The sequence below is a fragment of the Rheinheimera baltica DSM 14885 genome (assembly GCF_000425345.1).
GTDB lineage: Bacteria > Pseudomonadota > Gammaproteobacteria > Enterobacterales > Alteromonadaceae > Alishewanella > Alishewanella baltica.
Window position 1 is genome coordinate 39,704 of sequence record NZ_AUDG01000026.1, and the last position, 16,823, is coordinate 56,526.

16 protein-coding genes and 1 riboswitch are annotated in these 16,823 nt (G+C 46.1%); of the genes, 8 read left to right on the forward strand and 8 right to left on the reverse strand.

The genetic code is table 11. The features are described 5' to 3' along the window. Nucleotides 1–30: 30 nt before the first annotated feature. Nucleotides 31–639 (forward strand): LON peptidase substrate-binding domain-containing protein, encoded by a 609-nt coding sequence (locus H595_RS0110355; RefSeq protein WP_240474872.1) that lies wholly within the window; start codon nucleotides 31–33, stop codon nucleotides 637–639. On the opposite strand, the gene H595_RS0110360 is transcribed toward H595_RS0110355, so the two are convergent. Further along, complete coding sequence (locus H595_RS0110360) at nucleotides 636–1,043, reverse strand: hypothetical protein (RefSeq protein WP_027671156.1); 408 nt, start codon at nucleotides 1,041–1,043, stop codon at nucleotides 636–638. The genes H595_RS0110355 and H595_RS0110360 overlap by 4 nt on opposite strands. Further along, entirely contained in the window at nucleotides 1,044–1,709 is a 666-nt protein-coding gene (queE, locus tag H595_RS0110365) for a 7-carboxy-7-deazaguanine synthase QueE (RefSeq protein WP_027671157.1), read from the reverse strand. It abuts the gene before it with no gap. A gap of 115 nt (nucleotides 1,710–1,824) precedes the next feature. Between queE and queC the strand changes: the two genes are divergently transcribed. Then, on the forward strand, nucleotides 1,825–2,481 hold the full coding sequence (queC, locus tag H595_RS0110370) for a 7-cyano-7-deazaguanine synthase QueC (RefSeq protein ID WP_027671158.1): 657 nt from the start codon (nucleotides 1,825–1,827) through the stop codon (nucleotides 2,479–2,481). Nucleotides 2,482–2,653: 172 nt separating this feature from the next. On the opposite strand, the gene lysC is transcribed toward queC, so the two are convergent. Both lysC and H595_RS0110380 read right to left on the reverse strand, forming a co-directional pair. After that, a complete protein-coding gene (gene lysC / locus H595_RS0110375; RefSeq protein ID WP_027671159.1) occupies nucleotides 2,654–4,006 on the reverse strand; it encodes a lysine-sensitive aspartokinase 3 in 1,353 nt (450 codons plus the stop codon). Nucleotides 4,007–4,111: 105 nt separating this feature from the next. Next, nucleotides 4,112–4,284, reverse strand: a riboswitch (Lysine riboswitch). 177 nt (nucleotides 4,285–4,461) lie between these two features. Continuing rightward, nucleotides 4,462–4,731 (reverse strand): DUF3081 family protein, encoded by a 270-nt coding sequence (locus H595_RS0110380; RefSeq protein ID WP_027671160.1) that lies wholly within the window; start codon nucleotides 4,729–4,731, stop codon nucleotides 4,462–4,464. A gap of 97 nt (nucleotides 4,732–4,828) precedes the next feature. On the opposite strand from H595_RS0110380, the gene H595_RS0110385 reads away from it, so the two are divergent. The 6 genes from H595_RS0110385 (at nucleotide 4,829) to H595_RS0110410 (ending at nucleotide 12,509) form a co-directional block, all read left to right on the forward strand. After that, nucleotides 4,829–5,431, forward strand: a complete 603-nt coding sequence (locus tag H595_RS0110385) for a hypothetical protein (RefSeq protein ID WP_027671161.1) — start codon at nucleotides 4,829–4,831, stop codon at nucleotides 5,429–5,431. A 121-nt stretch (nucleotides 5,432–5,552) separates the two neighbouring features. Then, a complete protein-coding gene (locus H595_RS0110390; RefSeq protein ID WP_027671162.1) occupies nucleotides 5,553–7,271 on the forward strand; it encodes a M28 family metallopeptidase in 1,719 nt (572 codons plus the stop codon). A 171-nt stretch (nucleotides 7,272–7,442) separates the two neighbouring features. After that, nucleotides 7,443–10,001: an intermembrane phospholipid transport YdbH family protein gene (locus tag H595_RS0110395; protein ID WP_027671163.1), complete on the forward strand. Its 2,559-nt coding sequence runs from the start codon at nucleotides 7,443–7,445 to the stop codon at nucleotides 9,999–10,001. Continuing rightward, nucleotides 9,998–10,186: a YnbE family lipoprotein gene (locus H595_RS0110400; RefSeq protein WP_027671164.1), complete on the forward strand. Its 189-nt coding sequence runs from the start codon at nucleotides 9,998–10,000 to the stop codon at nucleotides 10,184–10,186. The genes H595_RS0110395 and H595_RS0110400 overlap by 4 nt, the downstream gene beginning before the upstream one ends. A 10-nt stretch (nucleotides 10,187–10,196) precedes the next feature. Next, nucleotides 10,197–10,550 carry a YdbL family probable chaperone protein gene (locus tag H595_RS0110405; protein ID WP_027671165.1) on the forward strand — a complete coding sequence of 118 codons (354 nt, stop codon included), beginning with the start codon at nucleotides 10,197–10,199 and terminating at the stop codon, nucleotides 10,548–10,550. Nucleotides 10,551–10,559: 9 nt separating this feature from the next. Next, entirely contained in the window at nucleotides 10,560–12,509 is a 1,950-nt protein-coding gene (locus tag H595_RS0110410; RefSeq protein WP_027671166.1) for a tetratricopeptide repeat-containing diguanylate cyclase, read from the forward strand. Nucleotides 12,510–12,577: 68 nt separating this feature from the next. Here the strand turns inward: H595_RS0110410 and H595_RS0110415 are convergent, their stop codons facing one another. The 4 genes from H595_RS0110415 to H595_RS0110430 all read right to left on the reverse strand — a co-directional run bounded on the left by H595_RS0110415 (nucleotide 12,578) and on the right by H595_RS0110430 (nucleotide 16,666). Continuing rightward, the gene (locus H595_RS0110415; RefSeq protein WP_027671167.1) at nucleotides 12,578–14,038 is read right to left on the reverse strand and encodes a carbon starvation CstA family protein; all 1,461 of its coding nucleotides are present in this window, start codon (nucleotides 14,036–14,038) and stop codon (nucleotides 12,578–12,580) included. A 392-nt stretch (nucleotides 14,039–14,430) separates the two neighbouring features. Continuing rightward, nucleotides 14,431–14,661, reverse strand: a complete 231-nt coding sequence (locus tag H595_RS0110420; protein WP_027671168.1) for an RNA polymerase sigma factor — start codon at nucleotides 14,659–14,661, stop codon at nucleotides 14,431–14,433. Nucleotides 14,662–14,822: 161 nt separating this feature from the next. Beyond that, complete coding sequence (locus H595_RS22055; protein WP_051219832.1) at nucleotides 14,823–16,193, reverse strand: serine hydrolase domain-containing protein; 1,371 nt, start codon at nucleotides 16,191–16,193, stop codon at nucleotides 14,823–14,825. A gap of 107 nt (nucleotides 16,194–16,300) precedes the next feature. Continuing rightward, nucleotides 16,301–16,666, reverse strand: coding sequence for a glyoxalase superfamily protein (locus H595_RS0110430; RefSeq protein ID WP_027671169.1), 366 nt, complete (start codon nucleotides 16,664–16,666; stop codon nucleotides 16,301–16,303). Nucleotides 16,667–16,823 lie beyond the last annotated feature (157 nt).

Here is a 16,823-nt window from a genome sequence, read left to right on the forward strand (position 1 = left end):
CAAACCACTATCGTTAGTGCTGCGTATAAGTTGAAACTATACAACTTTATCAGCGGCATTATGAACGAACTGGCATTATTTGCGCTAAACAGTTTTATTTTACCAGAAGGTCGTATGCGCTTACGCGTATTCGAGCGCCGTTATGTGCGGCTGATAAGCGAAGCCAGCGCAGGCAAGCGCGACTTTGCCGTGGCACAAGTGAATCCCTATGTCAGCCAACATCACCCGGACCGAATTCTACCGCTGGCAACCAAAGTACGCATTGAGGATTTTGAGCAATTAGAAGATGGACTTTTGGGCGTAACAATAGCCGGCATTGAGAAGGTGAAAATTATTTCACGTTGGCAGGAGGCTGATACACTTAACATCGCACAGGTACAAACACTTGATAGTTGGACAGGCATTGAAATTGAAAATGAATATCAACCACTTAGCCAACAACTAGAAAAATTGCTTCAACAGTACCCTACACTTAAAGCACTCTACCCCCAGCCCAGATATACCGATGCTGCCTGGCTTGCATCACGCTATTTGGAGTTGTTACCGATGCAGCCGGCGCTAAAACAACAACTGGCATTAGAAACCAGCCCAACACCTTGCCTTAATAGCTTGCAGTCATGGTTGGCACCGCAAGCCTAAGCGCGATTAGCCGCCCTATTATACGCCGCCTGCTCATCATCCAGAATAATGGCAACAACCTGCCAAACGTCTTGCTGATATTGCAACGTATAAGAAGTATGGCAAGTAAAAATTATCTTTGCGGACGCGTCATAAAAACGCCAATAAAGGCTGGCGAACTGCAATTGATCAGATAAACGCAATTGGTGCTGCAACACAAAATCGGCTGTTACCACCCCTAGCTGGCGATACTTAGTCACCTGTGCAAGTAAATGTTCACGCAGGCTGTCTCTATCAACTAATAGCACTTTACGGTCACCTGATAACAACATACTCGGCAGTGATATCAGCTGCTCAAAAGCATCAAGCTCGTTGTTAACATAGGCAGTGCTGTAGTGCTGGAAAAAATCATTTACCGTTTGCATCTAGCTAATCCCTAAGTATTTATGTACCTGTACACTCAGTCGCCAATTGTATTTTTTGCACATAGCAATCGCCAGCTCAGTGGCACGGCGTTGCTGGCTGATGGGCTGCAAATAGACGAGCTTAGCGGTTATATCGGTTTGTTGTAATAACCGCAACAACTCATCAATATGCTTCTCCATCGCTACCGGATGCTTAATTTCGTTAGCACGATCTAGTGCACTTTGCAGTACTTTATAACCACCGGCCATATTCACTTTCGGTGAAACCGTTACCCAGGTTTTTGCCGGGGCTTTAATCTCAAAGGTACCACTGGTTTCAATTTGTGTGCTGTAACCTTTACTGTGCAGCGCTTCACACAGCGGATTTAGATCGTACATACAGGGTTCACCACCGGTGATCACCACATGTTTGGCCTGATAGCCCTCCTTGACAAACAACGCCAGGATTTCTTCGACACTAACACCGGCCCAATGCTCTGTCTCAGCAGTTTTAATCACGATGTCACCAAGCGGTAGGCGCTGCTCGTCGTTCACTTCCCAGGTGTGCTTAGTATCACACCAGCTACAGCCAACCGGACACCCCTGCAAGCGGATAAAAATGGCTGCTGCGCCGGTAAAACTGCCTTCGCCCTGTATGGTTTCAAAAACCTCATTAACTTTATACACTCTGTGCTTAGCCCTTTAGCCGTCAGCTGAATTACTGTACAATGCGCGCCCCCGACGATACTGTCGGCGACGTTCGCAAAAAAATTACTATGTATTATACAAGAGAGAGCCTGTTATGCCGAACAAAGTTGTAGTGATTTACTCCGGAGGAATGGATTCATTTACCGTGTTACATAAAGCGGTACTGGCAGGCCACGAAGTATACGCATTGTCATTTAACTATGGCCAGCGCCATGTCAAAGAGTTGGAATGTGCAGCACAGGTATGCCAGGAGCTAGGGATTAACCATAAAATTGTTGATATATCAGCAATTAATCAACTACTTGCAGGCTCTTCATTAACCGACAATATTGATATTCCGGAAGGTCACTACGCTGCCGAAAATATGAAATCTACCGTGGTACCTAATCGTAATATGATTCTGTTGTCACTGGCAGTAGGGTATGCCGTCTCACTGGGCGCCTCACAGGTTTATTACGGCGCACATTCTGGCGATCACTTTATTTATCCTGACTGCCGGCCGGAATTTGTGCAAAAAATGCATGACGTTTGTCAGATAGCCAACTACGAGCCGGTGGATATTATCAGCCCTTATCTGGCGCAAACTAAAATTGAAATTCTGGCCGACGGCCTTGCTATGGGGCTAGACTACGGCAAAACCTGGACCTGCTATAACGGCCGCGAGAAAGCCTGTGGTAAATGTGGCTCTTGTCAGGAGCGATTAGAGGCTTTTACGCTGAATAACACCACTGACCCGCTACCTTACGAATAGACTCACTAACAAATAATCAGACCGGTCGTTTAAAACGAACCGGTTTGCTCACACCAACACGCCGTAAATCCATCCGTGGGGGCTAGTCTCAGCCCGTCCGGGGCCTCAACGGTTGGCTTAGAGCAAATCGATTCTCACTTAACTATCTGTGCAATTAATCAGCTATTTGTTTTCAGGCAGCACTAAACAGATTCTGGTGCAGCTGTTTAACGACAGCGGGAGCATCGGCATCCTGCACTAGAAAGCACAGGTTATGTTTAGACGCGCCATGACAAATTAGCCGCATATTAATGCGCTCTAAGGTATTGAACAGATCACCAGTAATACCTTTGCTGCTATGCAGATGGTTGCCAATAACGGCCACTAAACTTAAGCCCTGCTCCACTGACACTTCGCAAAAACTTCTCAGCTCCGCCAGTGCGGGTTCGACAGATACATTAAATGCGCTAGTCATGCCGCCTTCGTCCAACGTTAGTGCTACGCTGATTTCAGACGTGGTCACTAAATCTACCGAGATTTGATGCCGGCTTAAAATATCAAACACCCGGGTTAAAAAACCGGCGGCGTGTAACATGGCCGGGCTTTTTACCGTAATCAGCGTTTGAGATTTTCTAAGTGCAATAGCTCGGTACGGCGGGCGTTCTTTTACGTCTTTGGCTATCCAGGTGCCGCCGGCTTGTGGTTCGCGACTGGAGCCAACAAACACCCCTATATTGCAGCGCATCGCAGGTATCAAGGTAGCAGGATGCAGTACTTTGGCGCCAAAAGTAGCCATCTCAGCCGCTTCGTCAAAGCTAATTTCTTTAATGCAGCGCGCCTGCTCGGTTAAACGTGGGTCAGTGGTAAAAATACCCACTACATCAGTCCATATTTGTACCACAGATGCACTTAACGCTTCGCCAAGCAGTGCAGCGCTGTAATCTGAACCGCCGCGACCAAGCGTGGTGGTTTGCCCAACGTCATCCGCACCAATAAAGCCCTGGGTTACCACCACGTTATCCGCCAATAAAGGCTGCAAGTGTATGGCACATAACTCACTAATTTGAGTAATCTGTGGCTCACCTTTACCAAAACGACTGTCAGTGCGCATAACACGACGGGCGTCAAAACATAAACCGGCCGCACCACGTTCACGTAGTACCTGCGCAAACAATACTGAGCTTAAACGCTCACCGAAGGATTGGATCTCATCCTTGTGAGCAGCGCTATACACCGCACCACTTTGTTCTATCAGCGTTTTTAGTGCCGATAGCAACTGCGCAATATCAGCCGCAATGACATCAGGCTGCTGCAACCGGTTTAGTACCGCCAGCGTAATGCGTTCAATGCCCTGATAGCAAGCATAGCGCTCGCTAACATCAGTGTGTTTGGTAATATCGACCAGCAGGTTAGTGACACCGGAGCTGGCGCTAACCACCACTAAACGAATAGCCGGTTCCGCCAGAATGATATCAGTACAGCGCGACATCGCATCGAAGTCTGCGACACTAGAGCCGCCGAATTTTGCAACAATAAGATTGGACAAGGTGTCTCTCCTTATAAAACATAATAAGCAGAGCATGGCATTTGCTAACAGCAAAACGAGAATGAAACAGAGAGCTTCTGTAAATTCTGAAAACTGTACTTAACAAAGGCCAGAAGCTCTCCACCGAAATTCAGGTGACAGTCGTAAGGATTCAGCCTTAACGACCGGGAGATACAGCTCTATAACCGCATTTCCCTCGGCGTTAGTCCCCCTTATTCAGGCTACGATGTATAGACATCTGTCCTGAACTACCTGGCTAACGCACCTCTTCTGGTCTATCAGATATGATTGACGGGCGACACCTTATCCTGTTTTGGCCTTTCAAGCAATAGCCTTTTAGCCGTCCAAACAGCTATTTATTCAGATAAAGCCCGCTGTAGTCTCTGCCAGCGCTTATATTTGTGCGCTATGGTAGCGTTTTAACCTGAACAAATCCTTAGCAAGGATGAAATAAATTAGTAGTTATGGTTAATTTTTTTAAGCTGTGACACAAAGGCGTCCATATCGGCTTCATTGGCAGCATCGCTGTGCCATTTATTATGGAAGCCCAGTGTTAACTGTACCTTGCCATCGCTGAAATACACTTCGTAACCGTCAAAGCCAGAATTCACCGTGATGCCGTCCAGTTCAAAACCAGCACCTAAGGCATTGTTAACATCAGTACCATTTTTTTCCACTTTGCCAAACACGCTGAGTAAAAATTTGCCATCTAATTCATTTTGCATTTTCAAAGCTCCTGTCATCATTCGTTTTAGAGTAACACCGGTTTGCAGCCATTACGCGCAAAGGTTATAGTCCGGCCGTGTTATTTAGGAGAGATATATGCACAGAACTCTGTTTACAACCATTATCGCCCTGAGCTTTTCCGCCATTGCCACCGCTGACATTGTGCAACCAGCACCTCTGGTGTCCATTGCCAGTCACGACGCCTACTTTGATAACCTGCGCGCGCACTGCGGTAAAGCTTTTGAGGGCAAAGTGGTAATGGACACCCCAAAAAGCGATGGCTTTGACGGCAGCTTAATTATGCATGTACGTAAATGTTCAGACAGCCAATTACAGATCCCGTTCCATGTTGGCGACAATCATTCACGCACCTGGATCATCACAAAAACCGGATCTGGCCTGAGTTTAAAGCATGATCACCGTAACAAAGACGGTAGCCATGACGTCTCTACCATGTATGGCGGCCATACCACGGATGCGGGTTGGGCAAACGTGCAAAGCTTTCCGGCCGATCAGTACTCAAAAGAGCTATTCTCTCGACTGGGTAACCCACAGTCAAATACCAATATCTGGCAAATGTATATCTACCCGCAAACCTTTACTTACCGCCTGATCCGGGAAGGCCGGGAGTTTCGCGTTGACTTTGACCTTACCAAACCGGTGGCCTTACCGCCCACACCATGGGGCTATAAAGACTAAGCGCGTTGCAGCTGCGACCACTATACTGGTCGCAGATTTTTAGATACGTTAAGATAAGTTGCTTTTAACACTAAACGCTGAGACTACAGCGACATATAACGATAAAAACCACGGAGTGACTATGATTACCCTTTCCAGGTTTACGCTACTAGCCGGAGCATTAGCTGCCGGCACCTTGCTAAGCGCTTGCTCAGAGCAACATGCTGATGTAAAAACCGCTGATGTAAAACCAGCAGAGCTGGCTGATACGGCCACCAAGACCCCCGAATTGAAATTTGCCGACGTTAACCCGCGTTTAGGTGAATATATTAAAACGCTGTCGTCAGATGAGTTTCAGGGCCGCGCCCCTGCGACCAAAGGTGAAGAGTTAACAGTAGCTTTTTTGGAAGATAACTTTCGTCGTATCGGTTTAAAACCTATAGACGGTGACAGCTACAAGCAACCGGTATCACTGGTACAGATAGATCCGAAAAACGTCTCAGCTATAACCTTAAAAGGCGACAACCTGCCAGCCCAATTTAATTACCGTGACGACATGACCGCGTGGACCAAGCAGGTTACGGAACAGGTTGACGTGACTGACAGTGAAATGGTGTTTGTTGGCTACGGTATTGTCGCACCAGAATATAACTGGAACGACTATGAAGGCCTCGATGTAAAAGGCAAAACCGTGGTGATGTTTGTTAATGACCCAGGGTTTGCTACGCAAGATCCCGCACTGTTTAATGGCAATGCCATGACCTACTACGGCCGCTGGACTTACAAATATGAAGAAGCTGCCCGTCAGGGCGCCGCTATGGCATTAATCATTCATGAAACCGATGCTGCCAGCTACGGCTGGGGCGTGGTGGCACATGGCTCACCGATTAAATTTGATTTAATCAATGAAAATAAAAATGCCGATCTGGCAAAAGTAGAAGGTTGGGTGACTACTGAATCAGCTGAAAAGCTGTTTGCCAATATTGGTACCGACTTAGCTACTATGCATAAAAAAGCGCTGGAAAAAGACTTTAAAGCGGTACCGCTAAATGCTACCGCCTCGGTTAGCGTAAAAAACAACTTGCGTGAGCTTACCTCCAGCAATGTTGTTGGCTATATCGAAGGCAGCAAATACCCGGATGAGTTTGTGTTGTATATGGCACACTGGGACCATCTGGGTATGGATTTTTCTAACCCCAATAACAAGGTGTTTAACGGCGCGCAGGACAATGCGTCCGGAACCGGTGGCTTACTGGCTCTGGCCGAGTATTTTACTCAGCAACAGCAACCTGAACGCTCCATCGCTTTTGTTGCAGTCACCGCCGAAGAACGTGGTTTATTAGGGTCAGCCTGGTATGCCGCCAACCCGGTATTCCCGCTGGAAAAAACCGTGGTCGGCATTAATATGGACGTAATGAACGTATATGGCCCAATGAAAGACATGGTGATTGTCGGTTTGGGTAACAATAATGCTGAAGATATTTTAATCAAATATACCGAACAACAAGGCCGCTATGCCGTGCGCGAGCACAATCCGGAAGCGGGTATTGCTTATCGCTCAGATCACTTTAATTTATCGAAAAAAGGCGTACCCATACTGTATGCAAAAGGTGGTAACGACCATTTTGAAAATGGCGACGCATGGGGCAAGGCGCAGCGTGCCGAGTATAACAAATGTTGCTATCACAAGGTAGGCGACGAATATAACGACAACTGGGACTTACGCGGTGCGCAACAGGATTTATTCTTGTTTTATCAGGTAGGTAACGAGCTGGCAAACAGTCGCAACTGGCCAAACTGGAATGAAGGCAACGAATTCCGCGCCCTGCGTGATGCCTCAGCAGCGGCTCGTAAAGAGTAACCTGTGAATGGTTTGAGTTAACAGTATTGCTTAATATCAGGGCAGCTCTAGCTGCCCTTTTTTATGTCACTGCAACACCTTGTTAAACAACGTGATAAACAACGTGATATATTCATTATCTATTCAGTAGATTCGCTTTAGTCTCAGCTTAACAACTTAAAGGATCCCGTTATGCGCAGGTGGCAAAAAACGCTGCTTATAGCTTTAGCACTGTTACTGCTGTTAACAGCAAGCGCATATTGGTATCTGCAAAAAACGCTCGCTGCCCTGCCGTTGCAAAACCTGCACTACCAGATTAGCAGCCTTAGCCTGCGTCAGTTACACCTTAGCAGCGTTAGTTTCAGCCTTGATAACCCGGAATTAGAGGTACAACTCAACGATATTAACCTAAGTTGGCAGCTGTTCGACCCCAGGTTAACCAAAGTACAACTTGGCAGCGGTGATATCCGTTTATTACAGTGGCCGCAAACAGCTGATAACAACACGCCTACAACCGCAGACTCTTTGCCTGCAGATTGGCAACTGCCAGCAAACCTTCCTGAACAGATAAACATTAACCAGTTGGTACTGCATCTGCCTTGTTCCGAAGGAGACTGCAGCTACCAGCTGTCTGCAGCTGTAGATAACGTAGCACAACAACTGCAATATCAGCTTAGTGCAGCAGACACCAACACCCCGAATACACCCCGCTTAACCCTTAGCGGCGATTACACTACCGTGCAGCAGCTACCACTGTTAAATTTGCGTCTGGATTTAGATAACAACACGCAATTGCAACTTCACCAGAAATTAAGTGGCCATAACAGCATTGATGTCACTGGCGAACTAACCGTAGATATTGCCCCCCCATCGCCCTGGATAATACAACAACTGCAATTATGGCATGCCGCTGTACCGCAGGAAGCCCTCGACCGCTTTACGGCCCCCGTGTCAGTTCGTAGCGACTGGCAATTCCAATTGCCCGGCACCTCCTCGCTGGCAAACATAGCCGCTGAAGCGAGCGGACACTGGCAATTACACGCTGAACTCCCCTCGCCAGTCGTGTTGCCAGGCATTGGTCAGTTACAAGGCCGAGTTACGGCCAAACTGGGCCTGCAACACGGCGAACTCAGCCAATATCAACTTAATAGCCATTTAACCTTATTACAACCAGAATTATCCGAAGATTTACTGCAGCAGGGCATTAAAGCCGACAGCGTCGATATCACACTCACCGCCGACGGACACACTCTGCCACAGCTTACTGCGCTGCCATTAAAACTGGCACTAAGTTCCAAAGGCGCCACCGAGGTTGATATTACGGGTGATGCAACGTTCAACCTCACCCCCCCTTTTAGCGCACAAATACATAATGGCAAGCTTGGCCTATTGCAGCAGCAATTAAAGCCGGCCCCAGACGTTCTTTTGCAGAAGCTTGCGCTGCAAACTCAGTTTAATGCGTATTGGCTGGCCGACCAGTGGCAACTGGATCTGCAAAATACCACTGCCGATTTTGCTTCACTTAATACAACAGACATTCAGCTACTCAAGGGTAATATCACCACAAAAAACAGCCGTTTTAGTGGCGATACGTTGTTTAACAACACCACGTTGCAAGCCGCAGTTGGCGTTAACATTGGCCAGCTAAAACAAGCACAATTAAAACCCCTTAGCTGGCAATGGCAGGCGGAACTTAGCGGCAATTTACGCGAGCTAAGCGTGGCCGGACAACTGACAAACAGCGCCAGCCTGGGTGTTGCACATCAACTGCGCTATGTTAACGACGCCCTTACCGTTAGCTGGCAACTGGACGACATATTTTTACTTGCGGGTAATCCGCTGGCGGCAACATTGACCAGTTGGCCAGCGCTGTTAGAACTTAACCGAGGACGGCTTGGTGCAAGCGGCGAAGCAAGCTTGTTACCTGCAATAAACGCCACAGCAGCGCTTAGCTTGTCCGGCGTCAGCGGTATTTATGATCGCAGCCTGTTTAAAGACTTAGCAAGCACCATACAACTGGAATTCGATAACGGGCAAATTCAAATCCATGCACCAGAAGCACGCCTGGCAGAAATTAACCACGGCCTGATTGCCGGTCCTTTGCTACTTAATGCTGACTACCGGGCCAACATGGATGCTATCAGTGCAGGAAAACTGGATATCAAACAGCTACAAATTAATGCCATGGGAGGGCAAATCCAATTGCAACCCACACAACTGGATTTAGCATTGGCTCAGCAAGATGTGGTACTAAAACTACAACAAATTGCACTAACAAATCTGTTACAACAACATCCCACGACCGATTTAACCGGCAGTGGCCTTATCTCCGGCACCGTACCGCTTCGTATTAATCGCACTGGCGTTACCGTAAATAACGGCGCTATTGCCGCAGAAAGCCCTGGCGGAGAACTACAATACCGGCCTGCCGGAGCCCAAAATATGGCGGCGGGAAACGCAGGGATGAAAGTGGTACTGCAAGCATTGGATGATTTTCACTATTCCGTTCTTTCCAGCGACGTCAACTATGACACGCAAGGCAAGCTGAGCCTCGCATTAAAATTACAAGGTAGCAACCCGGCACTAGAAAATGGCAGAGCCATCAATCTTAATATTAATCTGGAAGAAGATTTACCCGCGCTTATTACCAGTTTGCAACTAAGCAGCAAAATCAGTGACAAAATAAAACAGCGGGTACAACAACGGATCCAACAGCAAAGCATAAAAAACACCAATGGAGTTAAACCATGATACAACAACTAAGCGCAGCGGCAGTGTTGACGCTGGTTCTGGCCGCTTGCACCCCCAAGGTGCAGGTCGCTTTACCAGCCGAGCCAATCAACATTAACCTGAACGTTAAAATTCAGCATGAAATTTATATCAAGGTCGATAAACAGTTGGACGAACTGTTCAGCGACGACAGCGGTTTATTCTAAGGAGCACAACATGAAACTGGTTAAACATATCAAAATGCTACTGTTACCTGCCCTGTTCGCGCTAAGCTTGCCGGTACTGGCGATGAATTTACAACAAGCAATGGCGGCACTGGGCCAGGCTAAAGCCCAAGGTCTCGTTGGCGAGCAAGCTAATGGTTATTTGGGTGCGGTACAAAACGATGCTAATACAGCCGACATTGTAAAGTTAATAAACGATGCACGCCGTGCAGAATATAGCCGCTTAGCGCAGCAAAATAATATTGCGGTTGCCGATGTAGAAGCTATGGCGGGCAAAAAAGCGCTGGAACGCACCAGCGCCGGGCATTTTATCTTGTTAGACGGTAATTGGGTTAAAAAACCTTAGGCTAAATATATGACGCTGAGACGCCATTTATTGGCGTTTCAGCTATGCTATATCAGCACATTCTTTATTGGGATCAGCTGTTTGAAAGCCTTTACGTTTGTCACACTGTTATTTTTCAGTTTTGCCACTGTTGCCGAGATAACGAAGCAACAGCAATTCGATCGTTTAATTGAGGAAATTAGCAGTGGTGAGCGGTATTTTTTTAAGCCTGAGGATTTTCGTCAAACATTAGCTGAACTTGAAAATGCGTTACCGCAAAACGATGCCGAACGCGCCAGTATATTGGACAGACATCGCTGCCTGTTGGCTTATTTTGATGATCCAGCAGCAGGAATCGCCTTTAGTAAAACAAAATTAAACCAGGCGCAATCTGCTAACGATTTTCCAGCACAATATGATTATCATACCTGTCGTTATCACCTTTACTACATGCTGGGTGAAAACAAACAGGCAGTCGAAAGTGCAAAGCTGGCGCATAGCGCCGCCGAATATAGTGAAGACCCGCTGTCTATTGCCCTTAGCGAGACCGAACTTGGCAACATATCATCTTATCAAGGCGATTACGCTGATGCGTTAAACCATTATCTCAGTGCCTATCAACGTTTCCAGCAGCTTGGTTATAAGCCTTATATTAGCGATCTGGTGTTATCTATAGCGTCGGCATATCGGCGCATGGGGCTATACGATAAAGCCATTACCTACATTGACGAAGCTGAAAAAGAATTTAATGCACCAGAAGAACGTTTTCGACACGCCATGATCATGCATGAAAAAGCGTTCTCTTACGCCGAGATTGGCCAACCTGAACAGGCATTAGCACTTTTTAAACAGTCTATCGACGTCTATAACGAACTCGCTGTACCCGAATGGATAGCCTACACCAACGTAAACCTGGTGTGGATATATAATTTACTCGGTCAATTCGATAATGCGCTTAATATTGCCGCCGAAGCCGAAAGCATGCTCAGCAGTGGTAACATAGCTAACATTGCGAACTCTCAAACCTACCAAGCCTTACTAGCATTATATAAGGGCGAAGCTTTATTGGCAGATAAGCAAGTTAACACCGCCTTAGAAAGCTTAGCGTTAGCAGACCAGTTACTGTCAGAGCAAGCGGTACCGCGTTATATGCTGCAGTTGCACTTACACTACGCCGATGCGCTGGCGCAGGCCGGACAATATTCGCTGGCCTATACAAAGTTGGGACAATATGTTGAGCTGAATAATCGCCAACAAGCTAACGCCCGAGAGCAACAAGCTAACTTATTACGATTTCAATTCGATTTTACCCGCCAACAAGAAAAGAACGATCAATTAGCCGCTGAAAAACTCGCCGCTGAACAATACATCAGCACATTACAACTGGCACAGCGCTGGCAGTATGTTGCGATCATCGCAATAGTGCTAATGCTGTTCATTCTGGTGTCTTTTGCCGTTTCACTGAAAAAACGAAATCGAAAACTGCACCGTCTGGCCATGACAGATGAATTAACCGGTATCGCCAACAGGCGTCGTATTATGATGCTTGCAGAGCAAGAACGTGTAAAAGCAACGGAAACATCGTCGCCCATCTGCCTGCTTATTATTGACTTAGATCATTTCAAAAAAATTAACGATAATCATGGCCATGATGCCGGTGATATCGTGTTACAGCAGGTCTGTTTAACTATTAGTAGTGTACTGCGCCAGCAAGATCACTTTGGCCGCACCGGCGGCGAAGAATTTTTAATCATACTGCCCAATACTGATATAAACCAGGCCCAGCCTATTGCTGAGCGGGTTCGCCGTTCCGTTGCGGCAATAAACCTAAGCCTAATACAATTAAACTTGCAGGTAAGCTGCAGCATAGGTTTAACCCAAGCCAAGCCCAAAGAATTACTTAATGCCAGCATTAGCCGGGCAGACAAAGCGTTATACCAAGCTAAAGCAAACGGCAGAAATCAGGTTGTAGAAGGTTAACCCAACCATAAAAAACAGCCCGGACTTACGTCAACGGGCTGCGTTTTATAGATATAGCCTTACCAATACTACGCCGCAACAGTGCGTTTTTGATGCGCAAGCACTACGCCAATAAGCCCGACAACCGCGATAACAATACCAATAGGCTTGCTGTAGTCCATGGGCAAATTCAGCCCAATGCCTGCAGTGGCAATATAAGATAAGGTAATTGCAGTCCCGATCACCGCAGGAATACTAACAATCCAGTGGAAGGTGCCACGGTCAAACAGATACTTAGTCGCTAACCACAACACGCTGGTTGATAACAACATATTTGAGAACGCGAAATAACGCCAAATCACTGAGAAATCAAGGAAGGTCATAAGGTAGGCAACGCCCAGTAAAGGCGCGGCCAACGCCAGGCGATGCTTGGTGGTTTGAGAAATACTAAACGCATCCATAATGGTTAAGCGCAAAGAACGAAAGGCAGTATCACCAGAGGTTATAGGGAAAATAGCAACCGCAAGAATTGCCATTACCCCACCAAAAATACCCAGATAGCTGGTTGCAATGTGATTAACGACCAACCCCGGGCCACCTTGTGCCAGCATCATTTTTAGCTCTACATAGCCGCCAGGAAAAGCAGCAATACCCGCCAGCGCCCAGACACAAGCCACAATACCTTCGCACATCATGGCACCATAAAATACTGGCCGGGCATATTTTTCATTGGTAAGGCAGCGGGCAATCATCGGTGATTGGGTTGAGTGAAAGCCACTGATGGCGCCGCAAGTAATCGTTAAAAACAGCAAGGGCCACACCGGAGCGCCGTCTGGGTTTGGTACTAAAAAGTCGTCATGATGATGGCCATCAAAGTAAGCAAATATGTCGTTTATCTGCGGCAAATGCGGTGCTTCAATTAACAAGGCAATGGCAATTAATGACGTCATAACGATCATCAACAAGCCAAAAAACGGGTATAACTTGGTAATGATTTTATCTATCGGCAGCAGGGTTGCTAAAAAATAATAGGCCAGTATAACCAGCACCCAAAACGTGTTGCCGGCTAAAAATGTACCTTCAAAAAAAGACAAATTACTTAACAGCCCCGCCGGGCTCATAATAAATACCACACCAACAAAAAACAGCAGCATGGCGGTAAACACTAACATAACACCTTTAAATACAATGTTGTAATAATGCCCCGCTATCTCTGGTAAACTTTTACCGTCTTCTTTTAAGCTCATAACGCCAGAAAAATAGTCATGCACCGCGCCGCCAACCACATTGCCAATCACTATCCAAACCAGGGCAACCGGGCCATATACCGCACCCAGGATAGGACCAAATATAGGGCCTACACCTGCCACATTTAAAAACTGAATGAGAAACGCCTTTACCGGGCTTATTGCCACGTAATCAACGCCATCATTTAAGCGCGCTTGCGGCGTTTTTGCCTTAGCATCTATCCCGGCTTGTTTTTCAACAAAGGGGCTGTAAAACTTATAACCGAGTATGAGTATGGCAATACAGATAAAGAAAATTAGCATAACGCAAATTCCTGATGTTTAGTGCAGTAATCGCAATACCTGCGCAGTATTGCAATAAAGAGAATTCTAACCTGCAAGATTAGCACGCTTATTTCAAAGTCACATACTAGCCAATAGTCGAAGAACGGTTTAACAGGCCCACCAGCCGGTTTACAAGTGGCCTAACAAAATTATGCTTCCGCTTCAATATGTTACTCAGTTAAATGAAGAATAATGCCACCTTTGTGGCAGTTACCTGAAACTATTTGTTGCGCATTTTTTGGCGCACTTTGTTCGAATGCCACGCCGCAGGCACGACAACAAGGATGACAATCGCGGCTAAAATCCACAGATAACTTTGGCCCATCAGTCTGAGGTTAGCGATGTCAGCCGTCTGGTCATTGTTTATCTGTTTAGCGAAAGAAAAGGGTGTCGAGCTTTTTCCAAGCTTCGACAAACGCTTCTTGCGCTATGTCCTCACTGTGTTTTAAGTCACCTACTGACGAATAGGCTAACGAACACAGCAAGTTTTGATAGCGTGTAACAATTTCACTAAAGGCCGCACGATTGCCTCCCAATGACGCCATTACCAAAGCGGCATCGTTGTAATCTACTATTTCCATACGTTTTTTAAAAATGTTCATGGTTCTTACTCTCTGCTTCTGAACCAATAAGTGCCAAAGCTGGCACAAAAGGTGACAGGAATATCTAAAAAAACCGCTGAAAGCTAAATATTTATTAAATAACGCTAAACTTTAATTCTTTAGGGGAAGTACCGCTGCCTTTGTTGGTTAAATTGCGCAACTTACTGGTTTGTGGCGTCATAATTCAATGCATTAAACTGGCTGTTGTAACCGGCATTTAATGCTTTTGCTTTGGCAAACGCTGCTTTGGCTTCTTCAGCGCGTCCGGCACTGAAATAGCCATATGCTAAGCCATCATATACTTCAGCATGTTGTGGATATTTATCAGTCAGATATTTAAAAAAGTAGATGGCATTCTCTGCTTTACCCGCCGCAACGAGTTCTCGGGCAAGATCGGTCAGCGTTTTGCCTATAAATGTTTGATAACCAGCTTGTTGGTAGACCGCTTCAAATTGCGCATTAAATACGTTTTCCCCAAGCTGCAGATACTGTTGATAAGCAAATAATGTGGCAGGCAACTTAACAGCTGAGTATTGGCCAGAAACCGCCAGGCTTCTTAGCCTTGTGGACAGCTCTTCCGCTACCAGCCTATCTGTATTTGCCAAAACAATCACCCAGGTATCATTAGCAAAATCCAGCTCAACAGCGGTGCTTACCCCAACCCCACCACCGAAAGCCAGCCACTGTTGCTGATCTTTCTGTAGCCTTTTGAATATGTTTAAACTGCGACCAGAGAGTAATTTTTTCTGTTCAAATAATTGATGATAAACAGCGTATAGCTCAAATACGGTCATTTCCCCACCGCCTCCTGGAGATTTGAACTCGAGCCTGGTTGGATCGATTGGCGACCGTTTTCCTTCGTAATTAAAATGATAAGGCAATGCCACAGTATCATGACCTAATTGCTCTGCTATAAGCACAGCTCGAGAGGGCTTCAATACATTTTTTTCTAACAACTCCCAGTAGTTCTGTTTGGTGATTTTCTCGAGAATGGCACCCAAAACTACATAGCCATAGTTTGAGTATTTTCGATCGCTACCTGGCGTAAATAACAGCGGCTGATTCTGCAAAATAGCCAGTTTTTCAGCGATATTTGTATATTGGGCCGGATTATTGCGGTATTCCGCAGTAAATATGTCAGCGAAACCAGAGCGATGTTCTAATAATTGTTGGATGGTAATGTCTTTTGTCTGTGGGTCTGTAAACCCCAATGCAAATTTATCAAGCGTGTCATTGAGTTGTATAAGATCATTGTCATAAGCCTGCAGCACTAAAACCGCAGTGAGATTTTTTTGGATAGACCCAATGTCAAAACGTGTTAACAGTGATACAGGCTTTAACGTTGACTCATCAGCATACCCTACCGCCTTTGCCAAAATGGGTTTGCCATTTTTTAGCACTAGCACAGAACCGGAGAAATCACTCTTTTGCTGATACTGCGCCACAAGCTCATCAAAGGCTGTATTTGATTCAGCCTTTACGAACGACAAATATGAGCTTAAGAGCAGCATAAATACGAGAGCTTTTTTCATAACGATCCTTGTATTAGGTCACTTGGCCTTGTGCTTAGTGCTTAGTCACTTGGTAAAGCGATTTGACATCCTAGCCAGCGCTTGTTGCTGACGGTAAAGTTTGATTGTTATGAGTCTGCTGAGTCATTAAACAATATCCTGTTTGAAAACGGATCTGTTACTGTGAAACATCTTGCTCCCCAAGGTGCATTCTCAATGCTTAGCTTATTGTATTTATATGGCTTAGTAGTAATTTGAACAAAGAGTTTATCAAGATCGCTTACATTGACGAAAACTTTACTGCCTGGCGTGCAGTCTCCAGAATGCTCACTTAGGTGTAGAACGAAATCGCCAAGCGATACTTGCATGTAAATTGGGTAGCCATCCTCAAAGCGATGCTCCCAATCTAACTCCATACCGAGAAAGCCAAGGTAAAACTCTTTGGCTTTATCTTCGTCGAAAATTCGCATAATCGGGATCGTCTGAAACTCCATGCCATCTACTCCATTACACAATCGTGGTAGAACGACCCATTACTGAGCCGCCCCCACACAGATCCGGACGTGCGGAATTACCGCATCCGGCTCTTCAGTTATATATTCACTCGTGTAAAACACGCCCTTAATACCAGTCAACATGGATAATTCGCTT